Annotated in this window: 23 protein-coding genes; 4 read left to right on the top strand and 19 right to left on the bottom strand. The window is 69.9% G+C overall.

Features of this window, described 5'->3' with window-relative positions:
• Positions 1-55: 55 nt before the first annotated feature.
• From guaA to guaB, 4 genes are all read right to left on the bottom strand, one after another.
• A complete protein-coding gene (guaA, locus tag G4X40_RS02055; RefSeq protein ID WP_277829826.1) occupies positions 56-1636 on the bottom strand; it encodes a glutamine-hydrolyzing GMP synthase in 1581 nt (526 codons plus the stop codon).
• Between the two features lie 41 nt (positions 1637-1677).
• Positions 1678-3411 (bottom strand): FAD-dependent oxidoreductase, encoded by a 1734-nt coding sequence (locus tag G4X40_RS02060; RefSeq protein ID WP_408642127.1) that lies wholly within the window; start codon positions 3409-3411, stop codon positions 1678-1680.
• Between the two features lie 165 nt (positions 3412-3576).
• The gene (locus G4X40_RS02065; protein ID WP_277829828.1) at positions 3577-4713 is read right to left on the bottom strand and encodes a GuaB3 family IMP dehydrogenase-related protein; all 1137 of its coding nucleotides are present in this window, start codon (positions 4711-4713) and stop codon (positions 3577-3579) included.
• An 86-nt stretch (positions 4714-4799) separates the two neighbouring features.
• The gene (guaB, locus tag G4X40_RS02070) at positions 4800-6323 is read right to left on the bottom strand and encodes an IMP dehydrogenase (protein ID WP_277829829.1); all 1524 of its coding nucleotides are present in this window, start codon (positions 6321-6323) and stop codon (positions 4800-4802) included.
• Between the two features lie 270 nt (positions 6324-6593).
• On the opposite strand from guaB, the gene G4X40_RS02075 reads away from it, so the two are divergent.
• A complete protein-coding gene (locus G4X40_RS02075) occupies positions 6594-7001 on the top strand; it encodes a DUF5319 domain-containing protein (protein ID WP_277829830.1) in 408 nt (135 codons plus the stop codon).
• A 93-nt stretch (positions 7002-7094) separates the two neighbouring features.
• On the opposite strand, the gene G4X40_RS02080 is transcribed toward G4X40_RS02075, so the two are convergent.
• From G4X40_RS02080 to G4X40_RS02090, 3 genes are all read right to left on the bottom strand, one after another.
• Positions 7095-8240: an anti-sigma-D factor RsdA gene (locus G4X40_RS02080; RefSeq protein ID WP_277829831.1), complete on the bottom strand. Its 1146-nt coding sequence runs from the start codon at positions 8238-8240 to the stop codon at positions 7095-7097.
• Positions 8233-8811: a sigma-70 family RNA polymerase sigma factor gene (locus G4X40_RS02085; protein WP_277829832.1), complete on the bottom strand. Its 579-nt coding sequence runs from the start codon at positions 8809-8811 to the stop codon at positions 8233-8235. The genes G4X40_RS02080 and G4X40_RS02085 overlap by 8 nt, the downstream gene beginning before the upstream one ends.
• Positions 8812-8948: 137 nt before the next feature.
• Positions 8949-9839: a hypothetical protein gene (locus G4X40_RS02090; protein ID WP_277829834.1), complete on the bottom strand. Its 891-nt coding sequence runs from the start codon at positions 9837-9839 to the stop codon at positions 8949-8951.
• A 557-nt stretch (positions 9840-10396) separates the two neighbouring features.
• Between G4X40_RS02090 and G4X40_RS02095 the strand changes: the two genes are divergently transcribed.
• Entirely contained in the window at positions 10397-10717 is a 321-nt protein-coding gene (locus G4X40_RS02095) for a WhiB family transcriptional regulator (protein ID WP_277829837.1), read from the top strand.
• 100 nt (positions 10718-10817) lie between these two features.
• Here G4X40_RS02095 and groL read toward each other — a convergent pair whose 3' ends face one another.
• From groL to G4X40_RS02130, 7 genes are all read right to left on the bottom strand, one after another.
• Positions 10818-12434, bottom strand: a complete 1617-nt coding sequence (gene groL, locus G4X40_RS02100; protein WP_277829838.1) for a chaperonin GroEL — start codon at positions 12432-12434, stop codon at positions 10818-10820.
• Positions 12435-12590: 156 nt separating this feature from the next.
• Positions 12591-12893, bottom strand: coding sequence for a co-chaperone GroES (gene groES / locus G4X40_RS02105; RefSeq protein WP_277829840.1), 303 nt, complete (start codon positions 12891-12893; stop codon positions 12591-12593).
• A 165-nt stretch (positions 12894-13058) separates the two neighbouring features.
• Complete coding sequence (gene tsaD, locus G4X40_RS02110; RefSeq protein ID WP_277829842.1) at positions 13059-14090, bottom strand: tRNA (adenosine(37)-N6)-threonylcarbamoyltransferase complex transferase subunit TsaD; 1032 nt, start codon at positions 14088-14090, stop codon at positions 13059-13061.
• A 2-nt stretch (positions 14091-14092) separates the two neighbouring features.
• Entirely contained in the window at positions 14093-14593 is a 501-nt protein-coding gene (gene rimI, locus G4X40_RS02115; RefSeq protein WP_277829844.1) for a ribosomal protein S18-alanine N-acetyltransferase, read from the bottom strand.
• Positions 14590-15294, bottom strand: coding sequence for a tRNA (adenosine(37)-N6)-threonylcarbamoyltransferase complex dimerization subunit type 1 TsaB (gene tsaB / locus G4X40_RS02120; RefSeq protein ID WP_277829846.1), 705 nt, complete (start codon positions 15292-15294; stop codon positions 14590-14592). Before tsaB ends, rimI begins: the two co-directional genes overlap by 4 nt.
• 257 nt (positions 15295-15551) lie before the next feature.
• Positions 15552-15815, bottom strand: a complete 264-nt coding sequence (locus G4X40_RS02125; RefSeq protein WP_277829848.1) for a hypothetical protein — start codon at positions 15813-15815, stop codon at positions 15552-15554.
• A 121-nt stretch (positions 15816-15936) separates the two neighbouring features.
• On the bottom strand, positions 15937-16092 hold the full coding sequence (locus tag G4X40_RS02130; RefSeq protein ID WP_277829850.1) for a hypothetical protein: 156 nt from the start codon (positions 16090-16092) through the stop codon (positions 15937-15939).
• 215 nt (positions 16093-16307) lie between these two features.
• Between G4X40_RS02130 and G4X40_RS02135 the strand changes: the two genes are divergently transcribed.
• Complete coding sequence (locus G4X40_RS02135) at positions 16308-18389, top strand: ArnT family glycosyltransferase (RefSeq protein WP_408642095.1); 2082 nt, start codon at positions 16308-16310, stop codon at positions 18387-18389.
• A gap of 4 nt (positions 18390-18393) precedes the next feature.
• Positions 18394-19944, top strand: coding sequence for an alpha/beta hydrolase (locus tag G4X40_RS02140; RefSeq protein WP_277829851.1), 1551 nt, complete (start codon positions 18394-18396; stop codon positions 19942-19944).
• Positions 19945-19953: 9 nt separating this feature from the next.
• Here G4X40_RS02140 and G4X40_RS02145 read toward each other — a convergent pair whose 3' ends face one another.
• The 5 genes from G4X40_RS02145 to G4X40_RS02165 all read right to left on the bottom strand — a co-directional run bounded on the left by G4X40_RS02145 (position 19954) and on the right by G4X40_RS02165 (position 25687).
• A complete protein-coding gene (locus tag G4X40_RS02145) occupies positions 19954-20928 on the bottom strand; it encodes an alpha/beta fold hydrolase (RefSeq protein ID WP_277829852.1) in 975 nt (324 codons plus the stop codon).
• A 130-nt stretch (positions 20929-21058) separates the two neighbouring features.
• Positions 21059-22513: an MFS transporter gene (locus G4X40_RS02150; protein WP_277829853.1), complete on the bottom strand. Its 1455-nt coding sequence runs from the start codon at positions 22511-22513 to the stop codon at positions 21059-21061.
• A gap of 48 nt (positions 22514-22561) precedes the next feature.
• Positions 22562-23791, bottom strand: a complete 1230-nt coding sequence (locus G4X40_RS02155) for an ABC transporter substrate-binding protein (RefSeq protein WP_277829854.1) — start codon at positions 23789-23791, stop codon at positions 22562-22564.
• Positions 23792-23825: 34 nt separating this feature from the next.
• Positions 23826-24803, bottom strand: coding sequence for a transketolase family protein (locus G4X40_RS02160; RefSeq protein WP_277829855.1), 978 nt, complete (start codon positions 24801-24803; stop codon positions 23826-23828).
• Positions 24800-25687, bottom strand: coding sequence for a transketolase (locus G4X40_RS02165; protein ID WP_277829857.1), 888 nt, complete (start codon positions 25685-25687; stop codon positions 24800-24802). The genes G4X40_RS02160 and G4X40_RS02165 overlap by 4 nt, the downstream gene beginning before the upstream one ends.
• Positions 25688-26024: the final 337 nt, after the last annotated feature.

The following is a 26024-nucleotide window of genomic DNA, read 5'->3' on the forward strand; positions in this document are numbered from 1 at the left end:
CACCGATTCGGTGTGCGGCGGTCGGTCGATCACGAAAGCCTCCGGGGAGCCGGGCTCACTCCCACTCGATGGTGCCCGGCGGCTTGCTCGTCACGTCCAGCACGACACGGTTCACATCGGCGACCTCGTTGGTGATCCGGGTCGAGATGCGCTCGAGCACGTCGTACGGCAGCCGCGTCCAGTCCGCGGTCATCGCGTCCTCGCTGGAGACCGGTCGCAGCACGATCGGGTGGCCGTAGGTCCGCCCGTCGCCCTGCACACCGACGCTGCGGACGTCTGCCAGCAGCACCACCGGACACTGCCAGATCTGGTTGTCCAGCCCCGCGATGGTCAGTTCCTCGCGGGCGATCGCGTCGGCCTGACGCAGCGTGGCCAGCCGGTCCTCGGTGACCGAACCGACGATGCGGATCGCCAGACCCGGGCCCGGGAACGGCTGGCGCGCGACGATCTCCTCGGGCAGTCCCAGTTCGCGCCCGACCGCGCGGACCTCGTCCTTGAACAGCAGGCGCAGCGGCTCGACCAGCTTGAACTGCAGGTCCTCGGGCAGCCCGCCGACGTTGTGGTGGCTCTTGATGTTCGCCGTGCCGGTGCCGCCGCCGGACTCGACCACGTCGGGATAGAGCGTGCCCTGTACCAGGAACTCGACGGTGCCGCCCTGGGCGGCGTTCTCACCCAGCACGTCCGAGACGGCACCCTCGAACGAGCGGATGAACTCGCGGCCGATGATCTTGCGCTTGGTCTCCGGATCCGAGACCCCGTCGAGCTCGCCGAGGAACGTCGCCTTCGCGTCCACCGTGACCAGCCGCGCGCCGGTCGCGGCGACGAAGTCCTTCTCGACCTGCTCGCGCTCGCCCGCGCGCAGCAGGCCGTGATCGACGAACACACAGGTCAGCTGGTCGCCGATGGCCCGTTGGACCAACGCGGCCGCGACGGCCGAGTCGACGCCGCCGGACAGGCCGCAGATGGCCCGGCCGTCACCGACCTGCGTGCGCACCTGCTCGACGAGCTGGTCCGCGATGTTCGAGGCGGTCCAGGTCGGCTCGAGGCCGGCGATGTCGCGCAGGAACCGGGTGAGCACCTCCTGGCCGTGCGGCGAGTGCAGCACCTCCGGGTGGTACTGGACGCCGGCGAGCTTGCGGTCGCGGCACTCGAAGGCCGCGACGGGAGCGCCGTCGGAGGAGCCCGTGACCTCGAAGCCTGCGGGGGCGTCGGTGACCGCGTCGCCGTGGCTCATCCACACCGGCTGGGTCTCGGGCAGCCCGTCGTGCAGGGTGCCGCCGGTGACGGTCAGCTGAGTACGCCCGTACTCGCGGGTGCCGGTATGTGCGACCGTGCCGCCCAGCGCCTGCGCCATGGCCTGGAAGCCGTAGCAGATGCCGAAGACGGGGATCCCCAGATCGAACAGGGCCTTGTCGAGCTGCGGCGCGTCGTCCGCGTACACGCTCGACGGTCCGCCGGAGAGCACCACGGCCAGGGGCTTGCGGGCGGCGATCTCGTCCACCGTCGCGGTGTGCGGGATCACCTCCGAGTACACCTTGGCCTCGCGGACCCGGCGGGCGATGAGCTGCGCGTACTGGGCACCGAAGTCGACGACGAGGACCGGTCGGACGGAGGTGGGCGGGGAGGTCTGTGGCACCGCACCAGTCTACGGGGGCCGCCCGGCCGGTACCGCGCCGGTCAGGCAGCGCCCGAATCCGACTTGCCGGAATCGGATCCGCCCGACCGGATCTCCACGATCGGCAGCCGCAGCGCGCCGGGAGCCCCCTCGGGCACCACCGGCGAGTTCGGCGCCACCGGCTTGATCCGCCGGTAGCCCTCCCCCTGCGCGGGCCGCAGGTCCTGCTCGCCCTTGTTCGGCCACAGCGACGCGGCCCGCTCGGCCTGCGCGGTGATCGTCAGCGACGGGTTCACGCCGAGGTTCGCCGACACCGACGAGCCGTCGACCACGCTCAGCGTCGGATAGCCGTAGACGCGGTGATACGGGTCGATCACGCCGTGGTCGGCGTCCGCGCCGATGGTGCAGCCGCCGAGGAAGTGCGCGGTCAACGGGATATTGAAGATCTCACCCCAGGTGCCGCCGGCGACTCCGTCGATCTTGTCGGCGATCCGCCTGGTGGCCTCGTTGCCGACGGGGATCCAGGTCGGGTTGGGCTCGCCGTGGCCCTGCCTGCTCGACAGGTGCCGACCGCGCACCCCCCGCTTGGTGAACGTGGTGATCGAGTTGTCCAGGTTCTGCATGACCAGCGCGATGATCGTGCGCTCGCTCCAGTCCTTGACCGTCATCATGCGCAGCATCTTGTACGGGTTCCTCACCACCAGCGCGAGGAACTTGAGCCAGCGCGGCCAGCGTCCGCCGCCGTCGGTCATCAGCGTCTGCAGCAGCCCCATCGCGTTCGAGCCCTTGCCGTAGCGCACCGGCTCGATGTGGGTGTCGGCGGTCGGGTGGAACGACGACGTGATGGCCACACCGCGGGTCAGGTCCATGGCCGGGTCGACCTTGTACTTGCCCGCACCGACGATCGATTCCGAGTTGGTGCGGGTGAGCACGCCTACCCGGTCCGACAGCCGCGGCAGTCGGCCGCCGTCCTTCATCCGGTGCATCAGGTTCTGTGTACCCCAGGTGCCCGCGGCCATCACCACGTGCTGCGCGGTGTAGGTCCGGGGCTGCTTGCGGACCAGCGCGCCGGTCCGCTCGGTCTCGACCGCCCACGATCCGTCGCCGCGCTCGGTCAGGCCGGTGACCGTGGTCAGCGGGATGATCCGGGCGCCGGCCTTCTCCGCCAGCCCCAGGTAGTTCTTGATCAGCGTGTTCTTGGCGCCGTGGCGGCAGCCGGTCATGCACTCGCCGCACTCGATGCAGCCGGTGCGGTCCGGACCGACCCCGCCGAAGTACGGATCGGTGACGGTCTCGCCCGGCTCGCCGAAGAACACCCCGACCGGGGTCTGGATGAACGTGTCGCCGACGCCCATGTCGTCGGCGACCGACTTGATGACCTCGTCGGCGGGGGTCATGTGCGGGTTGCGGACCACACCCAGCATGCGCCGGCCCTGCTCGTAGTACGGGGTCAGCTCGTCGTCCCAGTCGGTGATGTCGCGCCACTGCGGATCGTCGAAGAACGAGGCCGGCGGCTTGTAGAGCGTGTTCGCGTAGTTCAGCGAGCCGCCGCCGACGCCCGCGCCGGCCAGGATCAGGCAGTCACGCAGCAGGTGCACCCGCTGGATCCCGTAGCAGCCCAGCTTCGGCGCCCACAGGAAGCGCCGCAGATCCCAGCTGGTCTTCGCGAACTCGTCGTCGGCGAACCTGCGGCCGGCCTCGAGGACGCCGACCCGGTACCCCTTCTCGGTCAGCCGCAGCGCGGTGACGCTGCCACCGAATCCCGAGCCGACGACGAGCACGTCGAAGTCCGACATCTGACCACCCACGGAGACCTCCACCGGTCGAGCTACACGAGCATTCCCGACCAGTGTGAACCGCCGGACGTGCCTTACCTCACAAGGGTAGCTTAACTGGAACCATCGGTATCAGATACTGCGGACTTCCCGTGAACGGCCGGACCCGGGCCCGCCCCCGAACCCTCAGCCCTGAACGCTCAGGCCCACCTTCTGGAACTCCTTGAGGTCGGAGTAGCCGGACTTGGCCATCGACCGGCGCAGCCCGCCGACGAGGTTCAGCGAACCGAACGGGTCGTCGGACGGCCCGGCGAGCACGGCGTCCAGGCTCGGGCGGTCCCCGAAGGCGACCGGCAGCAGCGAACCGCGGGGCACCGACGGGTGCGCCGCCACCGACGGCCAGTACCAGCCCTTGCCGGGCGCCTCGGCGGCGGCGGCCAGCGGCGTGCCGAGCACCGCGGCATCGGCACCGCAGGCGATCGCCTTGGCCAGGTCACCGGACGTGTGGATGTCGCCGTCGGCGATCACGTGCACGTAGCGGCCGCCGGTCTCGTCGAGGTAGTCGCGACGCGCGGCGGCCGCATCGGCGATGGCGGTGGCCATCGGCACCCCGATGCCGAGCACCTCACCGCTGGTCGTGACGCCCTCGGCCGAGCCGTAGCCGACGATCACGCCGGCCGCGCCGGTGCGCATCAGGTGCAGCGCGGTGCGGTGATCGCTCACTCCGCCGGCGACCACCGGCACGTCGAGTTCGGCGATGAAGGTCTTGAGGTTCAGCGGCTCCCCGTCCCGGGCGACGTGCTCGGCGGAGATGATCGTGCCGTGCACCACCAGCAGGTCGATGCCGGCCTTGACCAGCTCCGGGGTGAGTGTGCGGGCGTTCTGCGGGCTGACCCGCACCGCCGTGGTCACTCCGGCGTCGCGGACCTGGGCAACCGCGGCGGCCAGCAGTTCCGGCCGCAGCGGCGCGGCGTGCAGTTGCTGCAGCAGACGGATCGCGGCCGACGGGTCGACATCCGACTCGGCCAACTCCACGACCTGCGCGATCTTGTCCTCGACGTCCTCGTGCCGGCCCCACAGCCCCTCGCCGTTGAGCACGCCGAGGCCACCGCGCTTGCCCAGCTCGATCGCGAACGCCGGCGAGACCAGCGCATCGGTCGGGTGCGCGAGCAGCGGCAGGTCGAATCGGTAGGCGTCGAGCTGCCAGGCGGTCGAGACCTCCTTCGACGACCTGGTGCGTCGCGAGGGGACGATGTCGATGTCCGCCAACTGGTAGGTCCGACGGGCCGAACGGCCCATGCCGATCTCAACGAGGTCGCGCACGCGCGTCCCTTTCTCTGTGGATGGTGCGGAATACGGCCTGGCAGAGCAGGTCCCCGCCACCGCGTTCGCGGCGCGGGGACCGGAACTCAGCGCGCGTAGTAGTTGGGCGCCTCGACCGTCATGGTGATGTCGTGCGGGTGGCTCTCCTTGAGCCCGGCGGCCGTGATCTGCACGAACTGCGCCTGCTGCAGGTGCTCGATCGTGGCCGACCCGGTGTAGCCCATCGAGGCGCGCAGTCCGCCGGTGAGCTGGTGGATCACCTGCGAGAGCGGTCCGCGGAACGGCACCCGGCCCTCGATGCCCTCCGGGACCAGCTTCTCCTCGGACAACACGTCGTCCTGGAAGTAGCGGTCCTTCGAGTACGACTTGCCTTGTCCACGGCTCTGCATGGCCCCGAGCGAGCCCATGCCGCGGTAGCTCTTGTACTGCTTGCCGCCGACCAGGATCAGCTCGCCGGGCGACTCGGCGGTACCCGCGAGCAGCGAACCGAGCATCGCTGTCGACGCGCCCGCGGCGAGGGCCTTGGCCACGTCGCCGGAGAACTGCAGCCCGCCGTCCGCCACGACCGGCACGCCGTGCGGCTTGCAGGCGGCGACAGCCTCGAGGATCGCGGTGATCTGCGGGGCGCCGACGCCGGCGACCACGCGGGTCGTGCAGATCGAGCCGGGGCCGACCCCGACCTTGACCGCGTCGACGCCGGCCTCGATCAGCGCCAGCGCGCCCGAACGGGTCGCCACGTTGCCGCCGATGATCTGCACGCGGTCGCCGATCTCGCCCTTGAGCTTGGAGATCATGCCGAGCACGCCGTCGGAGTGTCCGTGCGCGCTGTCGACCACGAGCACGTCGACGCCGGCATCGGTGAGGGTCATGGCGCGCGACCAGGCGTCATCGCCGACGCCGACCGCGGCCCCGACCAGCAGCCGGCCGTCGTCGTCCTTGGTCGCATCGGGGTGCTGCTCGGTCTTGACGAAGTCCTTGACGGTGATCAGCCCGGTGAGCTTGCCCTGGCCGTCGACGATCGGCAGCTTCTCGATCTTGTGACGGCGCAACAGGCCCAGAGCGGCCTCGGCGGTGACACCCTCACGGGCGGTGATCAGCGGCGCCTTGGTCATGACCTCGGCGACGGGCCGGCTCATGTCGACCTCGAAGCGCATGTCCCGGTTGGTGATGATGCCCACCAGCTGGCCCTGCGCGTCGGTGACCGGCAGCCCGGAGATCCGGAACCGGGCGCACGTCGCGTCGACCTCGGCGAGGGTGTCGGTCGGGCTGCAGGTGACCGGGTCCGTGACCATGCCCGCCTCGGACCGCTTGACCGTCTCGACCTGACCGGCCTGGGCCTCGGTCGAGAGGTTGCGGTGCAACACGCCCATGCCGCCCGCGCGGGCCATCGCGATGGCCATCCGCGCCTCGGTGACGGTGTCCATCGCCGAGCTGACCAGCGGCACCCGCAGACGGATGTCGCGGGTGAGCTGGCTGGACGTGTCGACCTGACCGGGGACGATGTTCGACGCCGCGGGGAGCAGCAGCACATCGTCGAAGGTCAGCCCGAGCATGGCGACCTTGTTGGGATCATCGCCGCCGGTACGGACCAGCCCTGCCGGTGTAGTCATGCGTGTGCGGCCTTCCTTCTTTGCGCTGCGGAACCTGCTGACCTCGGTACCGGGGTCCCGGGGCCGAGCCACGGGGGTAACGAGACGACGCACGAGGGAGAGAATCGAGATCTCGGTTCGATCACCTGGTACGCCGAGTACGACCATGGTATCGGCTGCGCCGAGCCGGTGGACGGGCGCGGCATGTGATGTGGGACGGTAGGTTCTTCCGGCGGGCGTTCATCGGCATTGCGGTAGCGCGGACCACCCACACCTGCGTACGGTAGGCGTGTGCGCGATCAACTGCCTCCGGGTCTGCCGCCGGATCCCTTCGCCGGCGACCCCAATGACCCCGCGGAGGCCCTCGACGCCCTCGATCCCGGTCAGCCGCTGGACCCGCACGAACGCCTCGCGGTCGAGGAGGATCTCGCCGATCTCGCCGTCTACGAGGCACTCTTGAGCCACCGCGGGATCCGCGGCCTGGTCGTCAACTGCGAGGACTGCCAGCAGGACCATTACCACGACTGGGACATGCTGCGCGCGAACCTGTTGCAACTGCTGGTCGACGGCACGGTCCGGCCCCACGAGCCCGCCTACGACCCGGTCCCCGACGCGTACGTGACCTGGGACTACTGCCGCGGATACGCGGACGCGACGATCCACGACGCCTCGCTGTACAGCGACGGATACGAGAGCTGACGGACGCCGCTCCGGCCGCACACCGAACAAGGCCTCACAACACAGCAGGACCCTCGCCATGTGGCGAGGGTCCTGCTGTGTTCGGTCTCGTCGCTAGCCGCCGGTCGGGGCGGGCACGGGCTCCACCTTGGGCGCCGGGATGGTGATGCTCGCCGGCGGCTTCACGGTGATCGGCGGCTCCGGCACGATCGTCGGGACGGGCGGCAGTGACACGGTCGGCTTCGCCGGCTGCGTCGGCACGACGGTCGGCAGTGCCGGGAGCGTGGGAACGGTGACCGGAGGTTCCGTGGGCACTGTGGGCACCGGCACGCTCGGCAGCTGCAACGTCGGCAACTCCGGCGCCGTCGGCACGTGCGTCGGGACGACCGGCACCACCAGTGGCGACGGAACCTCCGTCGGCGGCGTGAGCAGGCCGGGCAGACCCGGGATGCCGGGGATCCCCGTCGGGAGCGGGATCTTCGGAATGGTCGGTATGGCCGTGGGCAGCACGGGCGCCGGGACCGCCGTCGGCACCGTGACACCGGGGAGCGGCGCCGCAGCGGCGGGCTTGCCGGTCGCCTGCGACCAGAGTTGCGCGCGCCGGCGGTTCAGGTCGTCGTAGGTCGAGCCCTTGTTGACGTCGGTCATCCTGGTACTGGCGTTGTTCAGCAGCGCCAGGCCCTGCGGAACATCGCCGGTGGAGATCAGCTTCGCCGCCTTGTCCAGGTCGGACTGGATGTCGGTGACCGCCGCGACCTGGCGGGCTTGATCGCCGAACAGCGTTTCGTTCACGCCCCACAGCGTGTCGCCGGGCTTCGACTGGTGCGCAAGCACGGTCAGCCCGCCGAGCAGAGCGGTCACCGAGGCCGCGGCCGCGACCACGGAGGTCAGCCTGCGCGGGCTCCGGCGATCCGCCAGCCGGGTCGTGCGGATCTCGGTGAGCACCGCGGCCTCGATCGCGTCGAGGTCCGGGCCCGCGGGCATCGGAGGGCTGAGGATCTCTTCGCGCCACTGACTGATCAGCGTCGCGACCTCGAACTCCTCGGCCGACTCGGTCGCCACCGCCCCGGAACCGGACAGCGCATCGATGAGCTCACTGTCCCGGATCATCTCCGCCAGGTCGGACGGCTCGCTCGCGGACGCGGGCGGCACGGCTGCGGTGACGTCGTCGTCACGATCGCCGGTGGGGCCGGGGCGCCGCGCATCGGCATCATCGCCGCCGCGTCGACGGCCCTTGTCTCGGCCGTTCCGATCAGACATCTCGTTCACCCGCCTTCACCAACGTCTTCTTCAGTTTCGACAGTGCCCGGTGCTGCGCCACACGCACAGCACCCGCCGTACTTCCGACCGCCTCGGCGGTCTCTTCCGCGGACAGTCCCACGATCAGTCGCAGCACCAGGATCTCGCGCTGCTTGTCCGGCAGGGTGTCCAGTAACGCATCCACCCGTCGTCTCGCCTCGGAATCGAGCGCCTGTTGCTCCGGCCCACCGTCTGTCGATATCTCATCCGGTACATCCGCCGTCGGTTCGGCTTTGTTACGCGCCGCGCCGCGGTGCGCATCGGCCACTTTGTGCGCTGCGATTCCGTAAACGAACGCCATGAACGGTCGTCCCTGATCGCGATACCGCGGCAGGGCCGTCATGACCGCCAGACAAACCTCCTGTGCCACATCGTCGGCGGAGAGCTGCCCACGCTCCGCCGACCCGACCCGCGCCCTGCAGTAACGCACGATCACGGGACGAACCATCTCGAGAATGCGGGAAAGAGCCATCCTGTCGCCCTGCGCAGCCGCAGCGACGGCGAGGTTCAACTCGTCACCCGTGAGTGTCATCGCGATGTCATGTCCTGGCGTTACGCGGCGCGTCCGGCGTGGGCAACCGAGCGCGATCCCACCGGAGGTAGAACACGCCAACCCTACCGAGTGGGGCGTCCAACCCTGGGATCGGCGCGATCACAGCTCTGTCGCGGTCAGCCGAGCACTCCGCCACCCCGCGCGATCGCGCGGGCGCAGTCGTCGCGGACCCGATCGAATCCCCCGGTCGGCCGCACGGCTGTGAGCAACATCGCAGCCGCCCACCGCAACGGGACAAGGCCGGTCCGGGCGCAGTCGTCCGCCACCCGCTCGGCCAACTCCGCGGATTCCTCACCCCGTCCGGCCGCGCACAGCGCCGCCGCGAGGATCAGGTCGGACTTGATCCGGTGCCGCGTCGACGGGCACCGCGCGGCACGGTCGACGCCGCGCTCGGCGTGCTCCAGCGCGGGGCCCGGGCGACCCGAGGCCATCGCGGTCTCCGCCGACACCCAGTGCAGCCGCAGCCGCGGCCGCCACAGCGGATCCCCGGCCTCTCCCGGATCGACCGTGCCCGGTTCCGATCTCTCCGGTTCGGCAGACTCCGTTTCCACCACCTCCAGATCGACGCCGTCCAGTTCGGCCGCGACGCGATCGAGCAGCCGTCGGGCGAGATCGAACCGGCCACAGCCCAGCGCATCAGCGGCAAGACCGGTGAGCGCGTCGCATCGCGCCGCGGTCACCGATGAAGGGTCTTCCGGCATCCCCGTCGCGGTCAGCGCCAGTGCGCGACCGTCGAGCGGCGCGGCGGCCCGGTGCCCGCCCAGTTGCCGCAGCAGCGAGGCCCGCGTGCTGGCCGCGAACGAACGCCACAGGCCGGCGCGCGGATCGCGAGCCAACTCGTCGAGGTCGGCCCGGGCCCGCGCGTACTCCCCCCGCCCGCCGTGAACGACCGCCCGGTGCCAGCGCTGCTGCGGTCCGGTCGGCTCCGGCAACAGGCAGTGACGCTCCCTCTGGCACTCGCCGCCGTCCCCGAACGCCGCCCGCAGCAGCATCGCGTCCGTCTGCACACCTGCACACACTGAGCTCTCCCGCACACCGCGACACTAGGGCCGAACCCCACTCACCGGTGACGCCGCCCTGTTGAAGTCGAAGGCCGCCAGCTCAACCCGTGCTTCCCGATATGCGGAATTCGACATCGCCGGTTGATGAAATTTTGTGCCCCATTCAAGCATTGCATTGGGCAAGGATTTCGCGTTGCAAACTTCTCGGCCCGGCAGAGAAATCACGACTCCGACTGTTTCCACTTCGTTCACCGCCTCGCCACAAATGGAAGAGTCGGCGTGATCAATCACCCCCGATCGGGGGTATACAGATCCCGGCGAAGATGCTTGCGCAAGAAGTACGCGCAATCTTCAACAAACACGACCTGCGGCAATGCTATTTACGTGCCATGCGGTCTCGGTAAATGCGCATATACCGCGGCGATCGTGACCCCGGCGAATTAAGCCCCGTAGAGCATTGACTCGAATTCTCATTTCTGCATAGGGTTGATCTCGGTTCCGCGCCTTCCCGGCGAGATCCGCAGGGGGAAGGCACGCCTACACAACGTCAGGAGTGTTTATTCATGAGTCGACCGCACATTCTTCCCGGCCCTTTGTCGGACCGCTGGGACTGGCAGATGCAGGGGCGCTGCCGCGGTGTGGACTCTGCGGTGTTCTTCCACCCGGACGGCGAGCGCGGGCGGGCACGCGCCGCACGGGAGTCGAACGCCAAGAAGCTGTGCGAGACCTGCCCGGTGCTGAGCCAGTGCCGCGAGCACGCGTTGCGCGTCGCCGAGCCGTACGGCATCTGGGGTGGGATGAGCGAATCCGAGCGTGAGGCCGCGGTGCGGTCCGGCGCCGGCCGGCGTGTCGCCGCACAATTGCAGCGCGACCGCGTGGCCTGAAGCACCCGGCGACCGGTCTCGACGAGGCGCAAACGGAAGGGCGGTGCGGGAGAGCGATCCCCTCCCGCACCGCCCCTTCCGGTCAGGTCCGGCTCAACCGTCAGTGGTTGTGACCCTGGTGCGCGTCTGCCGCGTCGTCCTCGGCCGGCTTCTCCGTCACAGCGCTCTCGGTGGTCAGCACCATGCGCGCGACCGATGCGGCGTTGACCACCGCGGAACGGGTGACCTTGACCGGGTCGACGATGCCGTCGGCCAGCAGGTCGCCGTAGGTGAGCGTGGCCGCGTTGAACCCGCTGCCCTCCGGCAGCTCGGTGACCTTGTTGATCACCACGGATCCGTCCAGGCCGGCATTGGCCGCGATCCAGTACAGCGGGGCGGTGACCGCCGTGCGCAACGCCGCGACGCCCGTCGCCTCGTCGCCGGACAGGCTCTGCTCCAGCTCGGCAAGCGCCTTCGCGGCGTGGACCAGCGCGGAGCCGCCGCCGGGCACGATGCCCTCCTCGACCGCGGCCTTCGCCGCTGCGACCGCATCCTCGACGCGGTGCTTGCGCTCCTTGAGCTCGGTCTCGGTGGCGGCGCCGACCTTGATCACCGCGACGCCGCCGGCCAGCTTGGCCAGCCGCTCGTGCAGCTTCTCCCGGTCCCAGTCGGAGTCGGACCGCTCGATCTCGGCCTTGAGCTGCGCGACCCGCACCTCGATGTCCGCGGTGGATCCGGCACCCTCGACGATCGTGGTCTCGTCCTTGCTGACCACGACCCGGCGCGCGCGTCCCAGCTGGGTGAGCTCGGCACCGGACAGCGTGAGCCCTGCGTCGGAGGTGATCACCTCACCGGCGGTGACGACGGCGAGATCGTCGAGGAACGCCTTGCGGCGGTCGCCGAAGAACGGCGCCTTGACCGCGACGGCCTTGATCGTCTTGCGGATGGCGTTGACGACCAGCGTCGACAGCGCCTCGCCGTCGACGTCCTCCGCGATGATCAGCAGCGGCTTGCCGGACTCGGCGACCTTCTCGAGCAGCGGGAGGAAGTCGGGCAGCGAGCTGATCTTCTCCCGGTACAGCAGCACGTAGGCGTCCTCGAGGATCGCCTTCTGCTCGTCGAGATCGGTGACGAAGTAGGGCGAGAGGAAGCCCTTGTCGAATTGCACGCCCTCGGTGACCTGCAGCTCGGTGTGCAGTCCGGAGGACTCCTCGACGGTGACCACACCGTCGACGCCGACGACCGTCATCGCCTCGCCGACCATCTCACCGATCTCCTCGTCGCGCGAGGACACGGTCGCGACCTGGGCGATGGCCTGCTTGCCCGCGACCGGGGTGGCCGCTGCGCGCAGAGCCTGCTCGACCTGTTCGGCGGCCTTGGCGATGCCGTTGCCCAGCGTGATCGGGTTGGCGCCGGCAGCGACGTTGCGCAGCCCGGCACGCACCAGCGCCTGCGCCAACACCGTCGCGGTGGTGGTGCCGTCGCCGGCGACGTCGTTGGTCTTGGTGGCGACGCTCTTGACGAGCTGGGCGCCGAGGTTCTCGAACGGATCCTCGAGCTCGATCTCCCGGGCGATCGACACGCCGTCGTTGGTGACCGTCGGGCCGCCGAACGCCTTCGCCAGCACCACGTGCCGCCCGCGCGGGCCGAGGGTGACCTTGACCGCGTCCGCGAGCTGGTCCACACCGCGCTCGAGCGCCCGTCGGGCGTCCTCGTTGAACTCAATCTGCTTTGCCATGTTCTCCTCTATCTCGTGCCACGCGGGGCTGCCGGCGTCGGAGCGGCGCAGGCCGGTCCGCGGCTGTGGTGGCGCCCGAAACGCGTGCCGCCCCGGGCCCGTCGCAGCGACGGTTCACCGGGGCGGTTCACGGCCAGTGTCTTGCTTGCCGACTTCTTACTTGCCGACGACGGCCAGCACGTCGCGCGCCGAGAGGATCAGGTACTCCTCGCCCTGGTACTTGATCTCGGTGCCGCCGTACTTGCTGTAGATGACGACGTCGCCTTCCTTGACGTCGAGCGGGATGCGCTTCTCGCCGTCCTCGTCCCAGCGGCCGGGTCCGACGGCGACGACGGTGCCCTCCTGGGGCTTCTCCTTCGCCGTGTCGGGGATGACCAGGCCGGAGGCGGTCGTCGTCTCGGCCTCGTTGGCCTGGACGAGGATCTTGTCCTCGAGCGGCTTGATGTTCACGCTCGCCACGATGAGCCCTCCACTTTCAGTGGTTCAGTCCCGGGTCTGATTCCCGGAACAGGTTTGGTCGATCAGGTGTGCGGCCCTTCGACCAGCCCCGTCGTCGCGGGTGCCGAGACTGACTCAGTGCCGACTAGCACTCTATACAGGCGAGTGCCAGCACTCAACCCTTGTTCACGGCTGGCTGACGGTGACCGACAGTCCGGGGTCGGTGGCCACCGTGAGCGGCGACGGCTGCGCACCGGCCGCCACCAGATGCGCCCCGAGCGAGGCGACCATCGCACCGTTGTCGGTGCACAACCGTCGGCTGGGCACGCGCAGTTCGACACCGGCGGCCGCGCAGCGCTCCTCCGCAAGCTCGCGCACCCGCGAGTTCGCCGCGACACCGCCGCCGAGCAGCAGCGTCGACACGCCGACGTCGGTGCAGGCCCGCACGGCCTTCATCGTCAACGCGTCGGCGACGGCCTCCTGGAAACTCGCCGCGACGTCGGCGGTGGGCACCGGCTCGCCGGTGCGCTCACACTTCTCCACGTACCGCGCGACGGCGGTCTTGAGTCCGGAGAAGGAGAAGGCGTGCCGGGCGTCGCGCGGGCCGGTCATCCCCCGCGGGAACGCGATCGCGCGCGGGTCCCCGGTGCGGGCCAGCTTGTCGAGGACCGGCCCACCCGGGTAACCCAGGCCGAGCAGCCGGGCCACCTTGTCGTAGGCCTCGCCGGCGGCGTCGTCGACGGTCGTGCCGAGTTCCTCGATCGGCTCGCCGAGGCTGCGGATGTGCAGCAACTGGGTGTGCCCGCCCGAGATCAGCAGCGCCACGCTCGCCGGCAACGGTCCGTGCTCGAGTGCGTCGACGGCGACGTGCGAGCCCAGGTGGTTGATGCCGTAGAACGGCACGCCCCAGGCCGCGGCGTAGGCCTTGGCCGCGGCCGAACCGACCAGCAGTGCACCCGCCAGCCCGGGACCGATCGTGGCGGCGACGACGTCGGGCTTGGCGATCCCCGCCGTGGCCAGCGCCCGGCGCATCGTCGGAACGATGGCCTCCAGGTGCGCCCGCGACGCGATCTCCGGAACCACACCGCCGAAGCGGACGTGCTGGTCGACGCTCGAGGCGACCTCGTCCGCCAGCAGCGTGACGGTACCGTCGGGCCGCAGTTCGACGATGCCCACCCCTGTCTCGTCACACGAGCTCTCGATCCCCATCACGATCATCGTCAGGCCTCCTCGCCGGCAAGATCTCGTCCGCTCTGTTCCGACCCCGTGGGCGGCCGCTTCATCGTGTATGCGTCCGCGCCGCTCGGCCGGTAGTAGCGCTTGCGCAGCCCCATCAGCTCGAAGCCCGCGCTGCGGTAGAGCCCGATGGCCGCCTCGTTGTCGGTGCGCACCTCCAGCCACACCGGACCGCCCCGGGCGTCGGCGGCGGCGAGCAGGTCGTCGAGCAGCAGCCGTCCGATGCCCCGGCCCTGCTGGGCCGGGTCCACGCCGATGGTGTGCACCTCGTTCTCCGGGTCGCGCGCCGAACCGAGCCCCGCGAGCCCCGCGTAACCGACCAGTACTCCGTCGGCCCGGGCCGCGACGTAATGGTTGTGCCGCGCCCTCAGCTCGGAGACGAACGCCGACGCCGGCCAGGGCCCGTCGCCGGGGAACAGGATGCGCTCGAGTTCCGCGCAGCGCGGCGCGTCCGCCTCGGTGAGGCCGTCGAGCGTGACCGTCACGAGCCGGACCCCGCGCCCGCCTGCGTCGCGGGCGACTGCGCGGCCCGGACCGCGCGCGGCTTCGGTTCGACGGCGTCGGGACGCCGCAGGTACAGCGGCATCAGCGGCGCGGGAACGGCCCCGGCGAGCAGCGACTCGGCGGCGACCGACACCAGGCCCGCCGGGGTCGGGCTGTGCACCGGGACCGGGGGAAGGTCGAACAGCTCCGCGTGCGCGGCGGAACCCGCGACCGCGACCGACGGCGACGCCGGGAGTTCGGCGGGAGCCAGCACTGCGGGACCGGCCACGCGTCGCCCGCCCTCGTAACGCGCCCAGTAGACCTCGCGGCGACGGGCATCGGTCACGACCAGCAGGTTGCCGGGGACATCGCCTTCGGCGTGGGCTTCTGCCGCGATCGCGTCGAGGCTGCACACACCGTGCACGGGAATGCCCAGGGCGTCGGCGAATGCGGCGGCGGTGGCCATGCCCACCCGCAGCCCCGTGTAGGGGCCGGGTCCGACCCCGACGACGACCGCGTCCAGATCGTCGAGGGCGTGACCGCATTCGGCCAGCGCCTCGAGCACCTGGGGAGTGAGCACCTCGGCGTGCGCGCGGGCGTTGTGCGTCACGCGGGTCGCGAGCGTGTCGGCAGAGTGCCGGGACAGTCGAACCACTCCGGCAGTGACGGCGGGGGTCGAGGTGTCGATGGCAAGCACAAGCACGGTTGACCAGAGTACCCGGACGCGGGAAAAGCCCCGGTGACCAGCTTCCTGCGGGTGCGGATGGCCGTCCCCGCGCTCGACGCTGATGCCGGTTCAGGGGAGGGTGCTCGGCCGCGGCCCAGAGTTCACAGACTCGGAGGTCTGCGAAAACCTGCAAGTTTTGCCACGCGGCCACACCCATCCCCCGGGCCACGGGCCGACGCGATCTCTACAGCCGGGCCGAGCCGCCGCCCGGGCCGCGCAGCCCCAACCCCGGGTCAGAGGATCCGGTTACGTCGCAACACGAATGCCGCCACCGCGACCACGGCCAACGCGAGGACGACGAATCCGGCGACCCAATGACCACTGCGGGTGACGTGCTCGACCGCGTGCCAGGTCAGCCCGGCCATGAGCATGTGCATGACCAGGTGCAGCATCGGTCCGATTCCCGGTTGGACGTGGGTGTGCCGCCACTGCGCGTGCTGACCGCGCGCCACGACACGCAGGGCGGTGAAGCCGGTACCGGCCAGGGCTGCATTCATGCGATTCGTCCTTTCACGGCGGCGCTCCCACGGTAATCCAACTGTCGACGCGGACGAGGCAGGCGCAGCCGAACCGTGACATGCGATCCGGAACGGTCGCACGCCACGGTTCCGGTGCGGGCTAGGAGCTGAGGCCGCTGAGCAGGCTGAGGATGCCGGTGCCCGTACCGGTCCCGCTCGGGGTGGTGTCGTTGGTGCCGGTGTTCGCGTTGTTCCCCGCACCGGCGGCCAGATCGCTGAGCAGTTGGATGACGTCCTGAATGACGGCAGCGTTCACGGTTCTCGTCCTGTCCTTCTCGGGGCGGCTGGCACCGCGGCCGGGTGAGGGGCGGTCGCCGCAGGCACCGTGGCTCGGCACCCGGACGACAGTGAACGCGCTTCCGCCGTCCTCCGGGTGAGAGCGGGCTGTGAAGATGCTGCCGATTCCGGTACCCCAGCGCATTGCCAGGTTTCGCCCAGGCCCGCCACAGCACCCGCGCCGATAGTGGGCTGGTGACTGTGACCAGTGATGCCGCCCCGGCCACTCCCCCGTCGGCCGCGCCAACAGAGCCTGCCTCGGCCCCGCCGCGCCGCCTGGGCCTGTCGCGGCGTGGGTGGGAACGAGCCGGCCTGGTCCTGCTCCTCGCCGGCACCGCCGTCACCTACCTGTGGAACATCACCGTCAACGGCATGGGCAACCAGTTCTACGCCGCCGCCGCCCAAGCCGGCTCCACCAACTGGGAAGCCCTCCTGTTCGGCTCCCTCGACACCGGCAACTTCATCACCGTCGACAAACCACCCCTGTCCCAATGGGTCATGGGCCTCTCCGGCCAGATCTTCGGCTTCTCCTCCGCCAGCATGCTCATCCCCCAAGCACTCATGGCCGTCGCCGCCGTCGCCCTCCTCTACGGCGCCATCACCCGCATCGCCGGACGCGGCGCCGGACTGCTCGCCGGCACCGCCCTCGCCCTGACCCCCGTCGCCGCCCTGATGTTCCGGTTCAACAACCCCGACGCCGTCATGGTCCTGGCCATGACCGCCGCCGTCTACGCCACCCTCCGCGCCCTACCCAAAGCCTCCGCGAAATGGATCGCCCTCGCCGGCGTCGCCCTCGGCCTCGCCTTCCTCGCCAAAATGCTCGAAGGCCTCATGGTCCTGCCCGCCCTCGGCCTCGCCTACCTCATCGTCGCCCCCACCACACTCGGCAAACGCCTCCTACACCTCCTCGGCGCCGCCGCCGCCCTCACCGCCGCCTCCGGCTGGTACATCCTGATCACCCTGATCTGGCCCGCCGACACCCGCCCCTACCTCGCCGGATCCACCGACAACAACTTCATGAACCTCGTCCTCGGCTACAACGGACTGGCGCGAATCCTCGGCCGGAATCACGGCGGCGGACACGCTATGCCGCACTTCAAGCCCCCGGCCGACCTGAAGCTGCCCGACGGGCTGACGCTGCCGCACCACGGCGGTCACGGCGGCTTCGGCGCGGGATCGGTCGGACTGACCCGACTGTTCGGTGGCGAACTCGGCTTCGAGATCTCCTGGCTGCTGCCGGTCGCGCTGCTGGCGTTCGTGCTGGTGCTGGTCTCGCGGGGCCGTCGCCCGCGCACCGATCTGGTCCGCGGCGCCGCGCTGGTGTTCGGCCTGTGGCTGATCGTCGACGGGATCGTCTTCAGCTACATGAACGGCATGTTCCACGCGTACTACACGCTGGCCATCGCACCGGCCATCGCCGGGCTCGTCGGTCTGGGTGTGCACGAGATGTGGTCGATCCGGGACCGCCGGCTGGGCAGGTTCGGCCTGGCCGCGCTGGTGCTGGCCGGTGGAGTCTGGGGATTCGTGCTGCTGCAGCGCAATTCGAGCTGGTTGCCGTGGCTCCGGTGGGTGCTGCTGGCGGTGACGGTGATCGCCGCGGTCGGTCTGGCCTTGGGTTCCATCGCCGCCGTCCGGCGGTTCTCGGCCGTGTTCCTGGCGCTCGGTGTGGTCGGGATCCTCGGCGGCAGCGCCGCCTACACCTTCGCCACCGTGCCGGTGTCCCACACCGGCGGCAGCCCGACCGTCGGGCCGGCCCGCAAGGACGGCGACCAGTTCGCCGCGTTCGCGAAGTTCTTCGGCGGTTCGGAGAGCAACCCGAGACTCGACGCGATGCTCGCGGCCACCCACACGAAGTGGTCCGCGGCGATCGACCGGTCCTCGCCGGCGGCGGCGCTGGAGCTGTCCAGCAACACCGCGGTGATGGCGATCGGCGGGTTCATGGACGACCCGACCCCGACGCTGGGACAGTTCATCGACTACGTGAAGAACCACCAGGTGACCTACTATGTCGTCGAGAACCGGGGTCTGCCGACCGCAGGGAAGCCCGCGGACGACGCCGCCGGCCACCCGGCCCAGGCCACCCCGGCCCATCGCCCGACCGGCCACGGCAAGCCTGCCGACGCCCAGGCCGCACCCGCGCACCAGGGCCCCGCCGCCGGCGGCTGGATGAGCGGGTTCGGCGGGCACACCGACATCACGAACTGGGTTGCCGCGCACTTCAAGCCGGTCACCGTCGGGTCCGCCACCGTCTACGACATGTCGCACTACGAGGGCTGATCCGATGACCACGACACCGCCCCCGCCCACTCCTGCACCCGTCCATGGGCCCGGCGCACCCGGCGCGGCGCAGGCGGCCTTTCACCCCGGCGGGTACCACACCGGCGTCTCGCTGCTCGGCGGCTGGCTGCCACTGACGATCGAGATCGTCACCGTCGTCGCGTTGATCGCGGTCGTCGGTTGGCGCACCGGCCGATGGCGCGTGGTCTGGGTTCCGGTCAGCGTGGTGATCGGCGTGCTCGGCGCCCTCCTCGCCCGCTGGTACATGGATTCGCAGGGGCTGGCCTCGGATCCCGCGCCCGCCGCACTGTGGGTGTGGACCGGCGTGGCCGCCGCCGCCGTCGCGGTAGCCGCGCTCGGCTGGCGCGGTACCCGGTGGTGGCGGCGCGGGTTGTCGGTGCTGGCGATCCCGCTCAGCCTGGCCAGCGTGCTGCTCGTGCTCAACCAGTGGGTCGGCTACTACCCCACCGTGCAGGCGGCCTGGGGCGCGGTCACCGCCGGTCCACTGCCCGATCAGGTCGACGCCTCCGCGCTGCCCGGACTGCGCGGGACCACCATGTCGACCGGCAAGGTCGTGTCGGTCGACATCCCGGACACGGCAAGCGGGTTCAATCACCGCACCGAGTACGTCTATTTGCCGCCGGCCTGGTTCGCGGGCAAGACCCCGCCGAAGCTGCCGGTGATCATGATGATCGCCGGCGAGTTCAACACCCCCGCGGACTGGATGCGCAGCGGCAACGTGATCCCGGTGATCGACGGGTATGCGCAGTCCCACGGCGGCCAGGCCCCGATCCTGGTGTTCGTCGACGCCGGCGGCAGCTTCAACAACGACACCGAATGCGTCGACGGGCCGCGCGGAAACTCCGCGGGGCACCTCACCGAAGATGTGCGGCCGTATGTCATCTCGCACTTCGGCGCGTCGTCCGCGGCGGCGAACTGGGGCATCGTCGGGTGGTCGATGGGCGGCACCTGCGCCGTGGACCTGACCGTGATGCACCCCGACCTGTTCAGCAGCTTCGAGGACATCGCCGGCGATCTCGGTCCGACCGCGGGTACCAAGGCGCAGACGATCGACCGGCTCTACGGAGGAAACCCCGCGCAGTGGGCGAAGTTCGACCCGACCACCGTGATGCAGGCACACGGCAGGTACACCGGGGTGTCGGGCTGGTTCGAGGACACCGGCACACCCAACCGCCCCGGAATGTGGAAGGGCGCCAAGGGCAAGAACTTCAGCGGATTCCACCGCCCGACGCAACAGAACTCGGCCCCGAACGGGTTCGGCGGCCAGGACAACACCCGGGACACCGACGAGTCGGGCGCCGCCGAAAAGCTCTGTGCGGCGGCGACGAAGGACGCGATCAGCTGCTCGGTGCACACCGCCCCGGGCGGGCACACCTGGCAGTTCGCCTCGGCGGCGTTCCCCGCCGCCCTGCCGTGGATGGCCGCTCAGCTGCACACGCCCGGGACGGCACCCGTCGCGTCGACGCCCGCCGCGGCGGCGACCACCGCCGCGGTGACCGCGCCGAAGCCCGCGCCTGCTCCGGAACCCCGCTGATTCCGCGGCTCAGTCGAGCCCAGCCAGGAAGTCCAGCATGAAGCGGTTGACCTCGTCTGCCGCCTCCATCTGAACGAAGTGCCCGGCACCGGGGACCACGTGGGTGGAACGCAGTCCTGGCACCATCGCGGTCATCGTCTCGAACGGCTTGTCGCCCATCATCTCCAGCACCGGATCCTGGGAGCCGGCGATGAACACGGTCGGGACGGTGATCGGCAGGTCGTGCAGGTGCTCGTCCTGTTCCCAGACGAGGTCGTCGGCCCGGTACCAGTTGAGCCCGCCGGTGAACCCGGTCCGGGTGAACTCCTCGACGTAGTAACCGAATTCGTTCTCGTCCAGCCAGGGCCACGGCAGCGCGGGCGGATCCGGGAGCACGTCGAGATAGCCGTTGCCCTCCGAGGGGAAGTCCCAGCAGTCGAGGTAGCGGTTGGCCCCGCTGAGCGCGTGGAAGATCTTCGCCAGGAACTCCTTCGGGTTCGCACCGAGCTCCCGATCCGCCGGACCGTACTCCTGGAAGTAGTGCAGGTGCACGAAATGCTGTGCTGCGAGGTGCCGGAAGCCGATCGTCGGACGGATCGGCGCGCGCGGCGTCCGCGGCACGCTCAGCTGCATCAACCCCCGGACCCGTCCGGGCGCCCAGTTCGGCAGATCCCACACGAGTTGCGCACCGAAGTCGTGGCCGGCGAACACCGCCTGCTCGAGGCCGAGCGCGTCGAGCAGGCCGACCATGTCGTCGACGGTGTGCCGGCGGTCGTACCCGCTCGGGTCCGACGGAGCATCGGTGCGGCCGTAGCCGCGCATGTCGGGGGCGATCACCCGATAGCCGGCCGCCGACAACGCCCGCAGCTGGTGACGCCAGCTGTACCAGAGACCCGGGAACCCGTGGCAGAGCACCACCGGATCACCGCTCCCCTGCTCGGCGATGTGCATGTCGATCTCGCCGACCCGCACGGTCCGGTGGGTCAGTGGCATGTGGTCCGTCATCGCGTCTCCTCGGTCGCGGCGGTCGGCTGCGTCGCCGCAACGCTTCTCAGCCGATCTAACGTCTGCTACCTGCTCTGTCTGCGCAAGTTACCAGCCGGCGACGGGCCGATCGACCGGATCGAGCCGATCGCTACGGGTCGACCGCACCCGGTTCCGCGCGGGCGGCCTTGCGCGGAATGCACAGCGCCACACCGGCCGCGAGCACGCTCACCAGCGCTGCCGTCCAGTACACGGCTTCGAAGGCGCCGAGCGACGGCAACTGCGCCACCGGGCCGTGCCCGATCGTCATGGTGGTGAGCACAGCGGCGACGAACGCACTCGACGTGGAGGTGCCGACGGACCGCAGCAACGAGTTCAGGCCGTTGGCAGCGGCGGTCTCGGTGACCGGCACCGAGCGCATGATGAGCATCGGCATGGAGGCGTAGGTGATCGCGGTCCCGATGCTCACCAACGCGGCACCGGCGATGATCCACCCGACCGAACCGGTGAGGAGCACCCGTGCGACGTAGGCGCCCGCCATCACCAACGCGCCGGTGATCAGGGTGACCCGCGGTCCGAACCGCGTGGTGATCGCCGCCGACAGGGGCGAGAAGAGCACCATCGCCAGTCCCGAGGGGACCATCGCGACGCCGGCCGCGAACACCGTCATCCCGAAGCCGTGCCCGGCGATCAGCGGCATCTGCAACTGCTGCGTGGTCAGCAGCATGTTCGCGTACATCGCGAATCCGACGAACGCCGATGCGATGTTGGTCAGCAGCACCGGTCGACGCGCGGAGGTCCGCAGATCCACCAGCGGGCAGTCGACCCGGAGCTCGTACGGTATCCACACCGCGAAGAGCAGCGCACTCGCCAGGAACAGCAGCAGCGTCGGGCCGCTGGTCCAGCCCCAGGCGCCGCCCTTGGTGATTCCCGTCAGCAGCACGCTCAGCGCACCGGACAGCAGCAGCGCGCCGAAATAGTCGAACCGGCTGGGCGTGCGGACGGGCGATTCGGGGACGATCAGCACCACCGCCGCGAACATGACGATGCCGACGGCGGCGGGCACCCAGAAGGCGCTCTGCCAGCCAAAGTGCATGTCGAGGAAGCCCGACAGCGGCAGCCCCAACGCGCTGCCGATGCCGAGCGTGGCGCTCATCAGCGCCGTCGCCGCCGCCACCTTCGCCCTCGGCAGTTCGTCACGCAGGATGGAGATGCCGACGGGAACCAGCGCCACGGACAGGCCCTGCAGGCCGCGCCCGATCAGCGCCGCGGTGAAGTTGCCGCCGAGCACCGCGACCAGCGAACCCACGATCATCGTCGTGAGGGAGATCAGCAGCATCCGGCGCTTGCCGAACATGTCCGCCAGCCGCGAGATGATGGGCGTGCCGACCGCCCCGGTCAGCAGGGTGATGGTGATCAGCCAGGAACCGTCGTCCTGACTGACCCCGAAGATCGCCGGGAACTCCGGGATCAGCGGAACCACCATCGTCTGCAGCAGCGAAACGACGGTACCGGTCAGGCACAGGACCGCCGTGATCACGGCGGTCCTGCTGCGCCTTCCGGCGGTGAGCAATTCCGAATCCGGCTGCTCGGAAACTGTCTTCAAGACTCACGATCCTCCGGCGCTACTGCGCCCTTCGATGTTGCACCACGGTCAATGCTGCACCGTGCCCGCGGCGGGGTTGCCGAACTGCCCGTTCACCAGCGCCGTGGGGGCGACGAACTCGAACACGTCCGTTCCGAGAGTCGGCGCGTGGTCGGTGGCGCTGTAGCGGTACCGGGGAAGATAGGCGGTCGTCACGTTCGCGAGTGTCTCACCGGACTCGAGCGCGGTCGCCAGCTTCTTCGGATCCGTGGTGGTGCCGGCCTGTTTCGCGGCCGCGGCCACCAACTGGAAGGCATCGAAGTTCGGCGCCTGGATCAGCGAGGTGGGGATGTGGCCGAGCGAGGCCATGGTGTCGACCATCTTGTTGACCGCCGCATCGTGCGCGTCGTAGACGGTGCTCCGATACACCTGGGTGACCAGGTTCGCCACCTGCGGGGTGCCGAGCACACCGGTGGGCGGCGCGGTGGCGATCAGGTTGGTGCCCGACACCGCCGGGTCGCCGATCAGCGGGACGTTCCAGTCCAGGCGTTGCAGGTTCTGCAGGATGTAGCCGAGCGGCGCGCCGTAGGCGTCGACCACCAGCGCCTTCGCCCCGGAGTTCTTCAACGCCTGCAGCTGCGCGGTCATGTCCAGCGCGGTGGTGTCGTAGGACTCGTTGCCGGACACCGTGATCCCGGCCTGCTCGAGCGACTTCTCGGCCGCGGCGCCGAAATTCACGCCGAAGCTCGTGTTGCCGTGCAGGACACCGGTCTGCGTGTATCCCTTGCCCTTCGCGTAGTCGGCGATCGAGTCCGCCTCCTCCGCGGTGGTGGGCACGATGTCGAAGTTCAGCGGGAACTTCTTCGGGTTCGACGAGTCGGAGGTGGGGCTGATGTTGAACGAGAGGATCTTGGCCTGTCCCAGCACCGGCAGCACCGCCGTCGTGATCGCCGACGGCCCGGAGTCCAGGTAGAGGTCCGGCTTGTGGTTCGACGAGATCGCCTCGCGCAGTTTGGTCACCGCGGTCGTGGGGTCGCCGCCGTCGTCGACGACGGTCAGCTCCACCTTGCGCCCGCCGATGCCGTCGGATTCGTTGATCAGCTGTGCGCCGGCCTTCGCCGCGAGGACGGAGGTCTGCGCGTTTGCCGCGAGCGTGCCCTGACCGCCGAGCCCGGCGGTGATCAGCACCCGGTACGGGCCGGACGCATCGTCTGTCGCGTTCGAGGTGCCCGCGCATGCCGAGAGGACGACGGCAGAGGTCGCGCACGCGGCGACGAGACCGAACCAGCTCTTGTTCATGTGATCTCCTGACAGTGAGGTTCCCGGATCCAGCTCAACGCGACAGCAGGGACAGCGCCTCGCGGGCGACGCCCTCGGGGGTGATGCCGTAGTGGGACAACAGATCTGCGGGGACGCCGACCTCGAGGTCCTCGTCGGGAAGCGCGACCGACGCGAATGGGATCGCGACGCGATGACGCCCGAGGACCTCGGCGACCGCCGAGCCCAGGCCACCGACGACGTTGTGCTCTTCCACGGTCAGGATCGCGCCCGTGGCGCGGGCCGCCGCCAGGATCGCGTCGTCGTCGAGCGGCTTGAGGTACGCGGCGTCCAGCACTGCCGCGTGGATGCCGTTGTCTTCGAGGACGCCCGCGGCCGCCACCGCGCACCCCACACCCGCCCCGGTGCCGATGATCGTCAGGTCCCGGCCGTCCCGCACCCGGCCGAACCGCCCCCGCTGCAGGATCGGGGCGGCCGGATACACCGGCCGAGTGGCCTCGCTGACCCGCAGCAAGACCGGCCCCGGTTCGTCGTGGCTCTGCTCGAGCAGGGCCACGGTCGCCGCGTTGTCGGCCGGCGCCATCACCGTCAGGTTGGTGATCGCCCGCGCGATCGCCAGGTCCTCCACCGCGTGATGGCTCGCCCCGAAGTAGCCCATGGCGAGACCGGAGAGCCGGGTCACCAGTGTCACCGGCATCATCGTGGCGGCCAGGTCGGTGCGGATCTGCTCGGCGCACTTGATCATTCCGAACGGCGCGAACGCGAGGACGTACGGACGAAAACCCGAGGCCGCCATCCCCGCCGCCACCGAGATCGTGTTGGTCTCCGCGATGCCCAGTTCGATGTACCGGCTCGGGTGCCGCTGCTTGAGGTCGGACAGCGCCGAACCCAGGTCCGCCGAGAGCACCACCACGTCGGGGTGGCGGTCGGCGAGGTCGGCGAGCGCCCGGCCGATCATGTTGAGCGAGGAGGCCTGCCCCTCGTCGGAGAAGACGTCCTCCATCGCGTTGGACCGGTTCGTGGTGGCGCTCATGCGGTTTCCCTCTGCATCCGGGTGGTGACCTCGGCGACGGCCGCCTCGCGTTGTTCGGGCGTCAGGCAGCCGACGTGCCAGGCGCGCGGCGCCTGCTCCATGATCGAGACGCCCCTGCCCTTCTGGGTTCGGGCGACGATGCACACCGGGCGGTCGTCGTCCGGCGCCGGCAGCCCGTCGAGGGTCTGCACCAGCGCGGCGACGTCGTGTCCGTCGAGTTCGACGACGCGCCAGCCGAATGCCGCGAACCGGTCCGCGAGCGGCTCGATGCCCATCAGCTCGGAGGTCGGGCCGCTGCCGATGTAGCCGTTGGCGTCGACGATGGCCACGAGGTTGCCGAGCCGGTAGTGACTCGCCGCCATCGCCGCCTCCCACACCTGCCCCTCGTGGATCTCGCCGTCCCCGGTGAGCACGAAGGTGCGGTGGTCCGAGCCGTGCAGCCGGGCCGCCATCGCCATGCCGACCCCGACGGACAGGTTGTGCCCGAGCGAGCCGGAACTGAAGTCGACGCCGGCCGCCTTGCGCATGTCGGGGTGGTCGCCGAGATTGCTGCCCAGGTAGCCGAAGCGGTCCAGTTCCGCACGGTCGAAGTAGCCGAGATCGGCGAGGATCGGCCACAGACCCACCGCCGCATGCCCCTTGCCGAGCAGGAACCGGTCGCGGTCGGCCCAGTCCGGCCGCGCCGGGTCCAGCCGCATGGCGCGGTAGTACAGAACGGCGAGGATCTCGGCGCACGAGAACGTGCTGGAGTAGTGCCCCAGACCGGCCCCGTCGATCATGTCGATCACTTCGAGCCGCAGCCAGTCCGCGCGGTTCCTCAGCTCGCCGACCGAGGCCGGCCTGCCCCGTTCCAGACGAGTGGTCGCCACACTCGATGTCGTCATCGTGTTGTCTCCTTCACCGCGGCGGACTCTTGCAAACGCCGCGAAGCATTTCGGCCTTTGATCAAACATTTGCTACCAGTTCAATGAGAGCAAGCTAACATGTAGCAAACATTTGATTCAAGGCCTCGATTCGATGTGAGCATCGTATTGACGCGAATCGGAGTCGTTTCCCCGCAGCGGCTTTCGAAGCACATGCGGACGACAGCAGTGTCACTTCGATGGCGGCGGGAAATGGCAACCGGGTGATCGTCAGGTTCGCGAGGCTCCCGGTTCCAGGGGGACGACGCCTCCCACTGTCACCCGCGGTGCGACGCAGCGGCGAGTCCCTGTCCCGCGC

The organism is Speluncibacter jeojiensis (genome assembly GCF_029589495.1).
In the GTDB taxonomy this organism is placed as follows: domain Bacteria; phylum Actinomycetota; class Actinomycetes; order Mycobacteriales; family Mycobacteriaceae; genus Speluncibacter; species Speluncibacter jeojiensis.

Coding starts and splice junctions, on each gene's coding strand:
- G4X40_RS02060 (WP_408642127.1), bottom strand. CDS start 3,411: ATGTCGGACTTCGACGTGCTCGTCGTCGGCTCGGGATTCGGTGGCAGC.
- guaB (WP_277829829.1), bottom strand. CDS start 6,323: ATGACTACACCGGCAGGGCTGGTCCGTACCGGCGGCGATGATCCCAAC.
- G4X40_RS02080 (WP_277829831.1), bottom strand. CDS start 8,240: ATGTCTGATCGGAACGGCCGAGACAAGGGCCGTCGACGCGGCGGCGAT.
- G4X40_RS02085 (WP_277829832.1), bottom strand. CDS start 8,811: ATGACACTCACGGGTGACGAGTTGAACCTCGCCGTCGCTGCGGCTGCG.
- G4X40_RS02095 (WP_277829837.1), top strand. CDS start 10,397: ATGAGTCGACCGCACATTCTTCCCGGCCCTTTGTCGGACCGCTGGGAC.
- groL (WP_277829838.1), bottom strand. CDS start 12,434: ATGGCAAAGCAGATTGAGTTCAACGAGGACGCCCGACGGGCGCTCGAG.
- tsaD (WP_277829842.1), bottom strand. CDS start 14,090: ATGATCGTGATGGGGATCGAGAGCTCGTGTGACGAGACAGGGGTGGGC.
- G4X40_RS02125 (WP_277829848.1), bottom strand. CDS start 15,815: ATGAATGCAGCCCTGGCCGGTACCGGCTTCACCGCCCTGCGTGTCGTG.
- G4X40_RS02140 (WP_277829851.1), top strand. CDS start 18,394: ATGACCACGACACCGCCCCCGCCCACTCCTGCACCCGTCCATGGGCCC.
- G4X40_RS02145 (WP_277829852.1), bottom strand. CDS start 20,928: ATGACGGACCACATGCCACTGACCCACCGGACCGTGCGGGTCGGCGAG.
- G4X40_RS02155 (WP_277829854.1), bottom strand. CDS start 23,791: ATGAACAAGAGCTGGTTCGGTCTCGTCGCCGCGTGCGCGACCTCTGCC.
- G4X40_RS02160 (WP_277829855.1), bottom strand. CDS start 24,803: ATGAGCGCCACCACGAACCGGTCCAACGCGATGGAGGACGTCTTCTCC.
- G4X40_RS02165 (WP_277829857.1), bottom strand. CDS start 25,687: ATGACGACATCGAGTGTGGCGACCACTCGTCTGGAACGGGGCAGGCCG.